Source organism: Stenotrophomonas sp. STEN240, assembly GCF_056756175.1.
The window spans coordinates 1-5,678 of sequence record NZ_JBRRBO010000081.1 but is presented as its reverse complement, the minus strand read 5'-3'; the positions used below and the strand labels follow the sequence as shown (position 1 = coordinate 5,678).

Annotated in this window: 5 protein-coding genes; 4 read left to right on the top strand and 1 reads right to left on the bottom strand. The window is 64.1% G+C overall.

Translation table 11 applies throughout. The features are described 5' to 3' along the window. Positions 1-703 precede the first annotated feature (703 nt). From ACVOKO_RS19230 to ACVOKO_RS19220, 3 genes are all read left to right on the top strand, one after another. Positions 704-1,552 carry a MurR/RpiR family transcriptional regulator gene (locus ACVOKO_RS19230; RefSeq protein ID WP_346500961.1) on the top strand — a complete coding sequence of 283 codons (849 nt, stop codon included), beginning with the start codon at positions 704-706 and terminating at the stop codon, positions 1,550-1,552. Between the two features lie 68 nt (positions 1,553-1,620). After that, positions 1,621-2,352: a L,D-transpeptidase family protein gene (locus ACVOKO_RS19225; protein WP_346500963.1), complete on the top strand. Its 732-nt coding sequence runs from the start codon at positions 1,621-1,623 to the stop codon at positions 2,350-2,352. Positions 2,353-2,404: 52 nt separating this feature from the next. Next, positions 2,405-3,697 carry a dicarboxylate/amino acid:cation symporter gene (locus ACVOKO_RS19220; protein ID WP_346500959.1) on the top strand — a complete coding sequence of 431 codons (1,293 nt, stop codon included), beginning with the start codon at positions 2,405-2,407 and terminating at the stop codon, positions 3,695-3,697. Positions 3,698-3,740: 43 nt separating this feature from the next. On the opposite strand, the gene yiaA is transcribed toward ACVOKO_RS19220, so the two are convergent. Next, positions 3,741-4,175 carry an inner membrane protein YiaA gene (gene yiaA / locus ACVOKO_RS19215; protein WP_346500957.1) on the bottom strand — a complete coding sequence of 145 codons (435 nt, stop codon included), beginning with the start codon at positions 4,173-4,175 and terminating at the stop codon, positions 3,741-3,743. Between the two features lie 164 nt (positions 4,176-4,339). Here yiaA and ACVOKO_RS19210 point away from each other — a divergent pair, with 164 nt between their 5' ends. After that, a complete protein-coding gene (locus tag ACVOKO_RS19210; RefSeq protein ID WP_346500955.1) occupies positions 4,340-5,494 on the top strand; it encodes a PQQ-dependent sugar dehydrogenase in 1,155 nt (384 codons plus the stop codon). The last annotated feature ends 184 nt before the right edge of the window (positions 5,495-5,678 follow it).

Sequence of the window (5,678 nt, the reverse complement as noted above, 5' to 3'; positions counted from 1 at the left end):
GCGTGCATGGATGCACGTCGTTTTTCGACGAGACAGGGACGTCTCGCCGAAAAATCCCGGCGGCGGAGTGGACCCCCGGCGCGCCGCGGCGTGGGCGCGGAGGCCGGGTGTGCTTTCTTTGGGCCACCTTTCTTTGCACAAGCAAAGAAAGGTGTGCTCGCGCCCCGAAGGGGAGCGAAAGCTCTTGCCTTGGCTTCAGCTTTCGCTCCGACTTGCAGAAAACAGCAAATGCCAGAGCAAAGGCTTTCTCTCCCCTTCGGGGAGCGAGTTACTTTTCTTTGCTTGTGCAAAGAAAAGATAACCAAAAGAAAGCACACCCTGCCTACGCGCCCACGTCGCTATGCGACGCGGGTCCACTGCGCTGGCAGGATTTTTCGACGATACATCCCTGTATCGTCGAAAAACGACGCACATCCTTGTGCGTCGCCCCATTCGGGGTCTTGTCTGCCAGCTCCGTCGCTGCGGAAGGGGACCCGGTAGATCAACATCTGGAGCAACAGCAGAAGCAGGAGCAGCTGCAGGAGCTACCCCTCCCCGGCCCTCCCCTGCACTTCGTGCAAGGGAGGGAGCTGGAGCACAAGCACAAGCAAAGCTGCACCTCCCAAGCCTTTCCCGGTACTTCGTGCAAGGTCGGGAGCGAAGCGCTGCTCCGCTCTTCAACGCAATCCCTTAAAGTCTTCAGCAGATAAATACCAACACGCCCATGCCACCCCTGGTAAAAATCCGCTCAGAGCGCGAACAGATGTCGGCCATCGAACGTCGCATCGCCGACTTCATCCTCGACAACGCCCACCTGCTGCGCGACTACTCCTCGCAGCAGCTGGCCAATGCGCTTGATATCAGCCAGTCCAGCGTGGTCAAGTTCAGCCAGAAACTCGGCTTCAAGGGCTATCCCGACCTCAAGTACTCGGTGGGTGCCGCAGTCGCAGCCGCCGGCAACGGCGAAAGCACCCGCTGGCCACCGGAAGACCAGCCAGGCGGCTATCTGCTGGTTGCCGAAACCCTGCGCCGGGCCAAGGCAGCGGCAGAAGAAGAAACCATGGCCGCCAACTCTCAGGCCGACGTTGAAGCGGTGATCGCGCTGATCGACAACGCCCCAAAGGTCTTCATCTATGGCCTGGGCGATGACGGCTTGTACGCCCGCGAATTCGCCATGCGCCTGTCGCTGCTCGGCATCCTTACCGTGCAGCAGGCCGATCCCATCCTGATGATCGCCAACCTGTCCGCCGCGCGGCCCGGCGATGTGCTGCTGGTGTTCTCCGAATTCGGCAAGCTGCCGCAACTGTGGCAGCTGTCGCGCCAGTTCCAGGAAGTTGGCGGCAAGGTGATATCGATCACCCGCCACACCGCCAACCCCTTGCGTGCACACGCGGACGCTTCACTGGCCATCTGTGCGCACGACCCGCAACCTCCCGTCGCCCAGCTGCTGTACCGCAGCTCGCTGCAATACCTGCTGGATTTCGTGTTCGTGCTGCTGTGCCAGACCAATCCGGATCGGCAACGGCAACTGGCATTGAACCAGGAACGCATCCAGCACCTGATCGACAACTGACCGCAGGAACCAACCTCATGTCCAGCTTGCACCAACGCAACATCCGTCACCTGCTGGGCTGCGTGCTGATGGTCATCGCACCGCTCTGCATCGCTGCGCCCTTCGCTACACCGGTGCACAATGCCCGCCAACTGATCGTGGTCACTGCTCCCGGCTGGGATGCGACCAACGGGCATTTGCAGGCATTCGAGCGTACTGACGGCGGCTGGAAAGCCCACGACGCCGGCTTCGAAGTCAGCCTCGGCCGAAGCGGCAGCGCCTGGGGCATCGGCGTGCACCCGCAGCAGACTGATGGCCCACAGAAACAGGAAGGCGATGGTCGCAGCCCCGCCGGCATCTTCAACATCGGCCCGGCCTTCGGCTATGCCGAGCACATCAGCAGCCAGATGCCCTACCAACCGATGCTGGCCAGCAGCTACTGCATGGATGTACCGGCCTCGCCGCTGTACAACCAGATCGTCGATGCCAGCAAGGTCGGCGAGGCCGCTGTGAAGGGGTCTACCGAGGCCATGCGGCTGGACCTGCACAACAACGGCGACCGCCGTTACCGCGAAGGTTTCGTCATCGAACACAACCCGGACGCCGCTCCTGGCCAGGGCAGCTGCATCTTCGCCCACCTGTGGCGCCAGCCCGGCGAAGCCACCGCCGGTTGCACCGCGATGGAGCCCGAGCGCATGTCAGCGCTGCTGGCGTGGCTGTCGCCGCAGGCCAAGCCGCTGTTCGTGCTGCTGCCAGCCGCGCAGTACCAGCGCCTGCAACGCAGCTGGGGCCTGCCGCAACTTTCAGAAACCACTCGTTGAGCATTTGTCCGGTTCAGGGCATCTTCCCTTCCTTTAGACAAGCTTTCTCTCCATGACCGACAGCGCACCCGCAAAATCTTCCAAGGTCTCCGCACCGGTCAAGGTGCTGATCGCGCTGGTGCTGGCCGCCATCGTCGGCCTGTCGCTCACCGCCTATGACCAGGTGCTGGCGCTGCAGATTGCCGATGTGCTGCGCCCGATCGGCCGGCTCTGGCTCAATGCGCTGCAGATGACGGTGGTGCCCTTGGTGACCGCGCTGGTCATCGTTGGCGTCAATACCGCCAGCAATGCCGCCGCCTCCGGGCGTACCGCACGCAACGCGATCATCGTGTTCCTGATCCTGCTGGTGGGTTCGGCGGCGTTCTCCGCAGTCATCACACCGCTTCTGCTGGACCTGCTGCCGCGCGATGCCGACAACATCCAGGCTTTCCGCGATGCGCTGCGCTCGCCGACCACGGCCGCCACCCCGCTCAGTGCCGCGCAGTGGATCAGCTCGTTGATTCCCAGCAACGCGCTGGCGGCAGCCGCCTCCAGCGCGATGCTGCCGCTGGTGGCGTTTGCGATGTTCTTCGGCTTTGCGCTGAGCCGCCAGCAACCCGAGCGCCGCGAGCGCATCCTGGACATCATCCGCATCATCGCCGACACCATGATCACCATCGTGCGCTGGGTGCTGTGGGCGGCGCCGGTAGGCGTGTTCGCGCTGGTGTTCGTGGTCTGCGCCGAGGTCGGCATGAGCATCCTCGGCGTGCTGGGCTATTACATCGTGCTGATGTGCGTGATCTACATCCTGATCACCCTGCTGCTGTACGTGGTGGCACGCTTCGCCGCCGGCGAGCCGATCCGTCGTTTCGCCAGCGCGCTGGTGCCGGTGCAGGTGATTGCCGGCAGCACGCAATCCTCGCTGGCCTCGTTGCCGGCCATGATTGACAGCGCGCGCAACCGGCTGGGCTACCCGCCCGCGTTGACCTCGCTGGTATTGCCGATGGCGGTGTCGCTGTTCCGCATCACCAGCCCGGCGCAGTACATCGCCGTGGCCAGCTTCATCGCCTGGCTGTACGGCATCGACGTGCATGCCTCGCAGTACGCGGTGGCGGTGCTGTTGGCGGCCGCGATCAGCATGGGCTCAACCGGCCTGCCCGGCCAGGCCAACTTCATGACCAACAACATGCCGATCACCCAGAGCCTGGGCCTGCCGGTGGAACCGCTGGGCGTATTGCTGGCGGTGGATACCATTCCCGATGTGTTCTGCACGATTGGCAACGCCACCGGCGGGGTCACCGCGACCGGCATCGTTGCCCGCCACACGGCGCAGCACCCGGAGCAGGATCAACCCAGCGACAGCTGATTGCCTGCAGCCACTCCCGCACCAGGCGGGAGTGGCTTTGGGATCACTCCTGCGGCGGCAGCGGCGGCGCGCCGTAGGCCGCATCGGCGGCCATCACATCACGGGTGTTCTTCTGCACGGCAACCGCGCCGAACAACGACAGCGCGAACGACATGCCGTAGAAGCCCTTCTCGCTGAGCAGCAGGGTGGCGTTCCACAAGCCCACCAGCAGCAGCAACAACGCGCACAGCAGGGCAAACCAGCACAGGCTGTAATACAGGCTGCTCACCGGGATGTTCTCCAGCCGGTCACGCACGCTCTTCTGCAGCGATACCGCCGAGAACAGGCCGAACAGCAGCAGGGTCAGGTAATAGCCCTTCTCGTTGAGCAGCATCTGCGCATTGAACAGGCCAACCAGATAGGCAGCCGCCCCCAGCAACAATGCGGTCCAGGCAGCGGCGATAAACGCGGCCGAGGGGCGATAGATCTGTGCTTTCATCTTTTAAAAACTCCTTTTTGTGGATGTAGCGGCCCAACGTCCACGGGCGCTCGGCCGCTACGTTAAGCGATTCCGTGCGCCAGTCCCATCCCTCAAAGGGACAGCATCGGCTGCCATGGTGTACAACCCTGCTCTGGTATCGCTTCCCGCTTCTGGAGACTCCCATGCCCCGTACCCTTCTGCTCAGCATGACCCTGGCCCTGGCCCCGGCCTTGTTCACCAGCGCCTGCGCCGCCGACCCGGACCCGGCCGCCGAAGCAGCGGTAAAGCCCGCGCAATGGCCGTTCAACGCCACCGAGGCGGCCCGTTTCAATGAACCCTGGGCGATGACCTTCCTGCCCGACGGCAGCCTGCTGGTGACGGAGAAGGGCGGCAAGCTGGTCCACTTCGACCCGGCCAGCGGCAAGCGCGGCAACGTCAGCGGCGTGCCTGCGGTGGCTTACGGCGGCCAAGGCGGTTTGGGTGATGTGCTGGTGCACCCGCAGTTCGCCAGCAATGGGCTGGTCTATTACAGCTATGCCGAAGACGGCGAAGACGACACCCGTGGAGCGGCCGTGGCACGCGCCAAGTTGGTTCTCGATGCCGATGGTGGTGGCAAACTGACTGATACGCAGGTGATCTGGCGGCAGACGCCGAAGGTCACAGGGCGCGGCCATTACGGCCACCGGCTGGCGTTCGGCCCGGACGGCAAGCTGTGGATCAGCTCCAGCGAGCGGCAGAAGTTCGACCCGGCGCAGGACATGAAAACCAACCTGGGCAAGATCATCCGCCTCAACGACGACGGCAGCGTGCCGGCGGACAATCCGTTCGTGGCGCAGGGCGCGCCGGCCGACCAGGTATGGTCGCTGGGCCACCGCAGCGTGCTCGGCCTGGCTTTCGACGGCAACGGCAAGTTGTGGGAACACGAGATGGGCCCGAAGGGCGGCGACGAGCTGAACCTGATCCAGCGCGGCGGCAACTACGGCTACCCCATCGTTTCCAACGGCGACCACTACGACGGCCGCCCGATCCCGGATCACGACACCCGCCCGGAATTCATCGCCCCGGTAGTCACATGGCGCCAGGTGATCTCGCCGGCCGGCTTCATCATCTACAACGGCACCCTGTTCCCGAAGTGGCAGGGCAGCGGCTTCATCGGCGGGCTTTCGTCCAAGTCGCTGGTACGGGTCGCTTTTGATGGCGACAAGGCACGCGAGGCCGAGCGCTTCGACATGGGCAACCGCATCCGCGAAGTGGAGCAGGGCCCGGACGGCGCGCTGTGGCTGCTGGAAGACGGCAGCAATGCAAAGCTGCTGAAGCTGACGCCCAAAGCCGGCTGAGCATGGCCCCGTAGTGCCGAGCCATGCTCGGCAAGGGCTTTCCCGGCAAGGCCACTGTAGTGCCGAGCCATGCTCGGCAAGGGCTTTCCCAGCGAAGCCTCTGTAGTGCCGAGCCATGCTCGGCAAGAGGCCTCACCGGTTGTAGTGCCGAGCCATGCTCGGCAGTGGCCTTACCGGGAAAGCC

Coding starts and splice junctions, on each gene's coding strand:
- ACVOKO_RS19230 (WP_346500961.1), top strand. CDS start 704: ATGCCACCCCTGGTAAAAATCCGCTCAGAGCGCGAACAGATGTCGGCC.
- ACVOKO_RS19225 (WP_346500963.1), top strand. CDS start 1,621: ATGGTCATCGCACCGCTCTGCATCGCTGCGCCCTTCGCTACACCGGTG.
- ACVOKO_RS19220 (WP_346500959.1), top strand. CDS start 2,405: ATGACCGACAGCGCACCCGCAAAATCTTCCAAGGTCTCCGCACCGGTC.
- yiaA (WP_346500957.1), bottom strand. CDS start 4,175: ATGAAAGCACAGATCTATCGCCCCTCGGCCGCGTTTATCGCCGCTGCC.
- ACVOKO_RS19210 (WP_346500955.1), top strand. CDS start 4,340: ATGCCCCGTACCCTTCTGCTCAGCATGACCCTGGCCCTGGCCCCGGCC.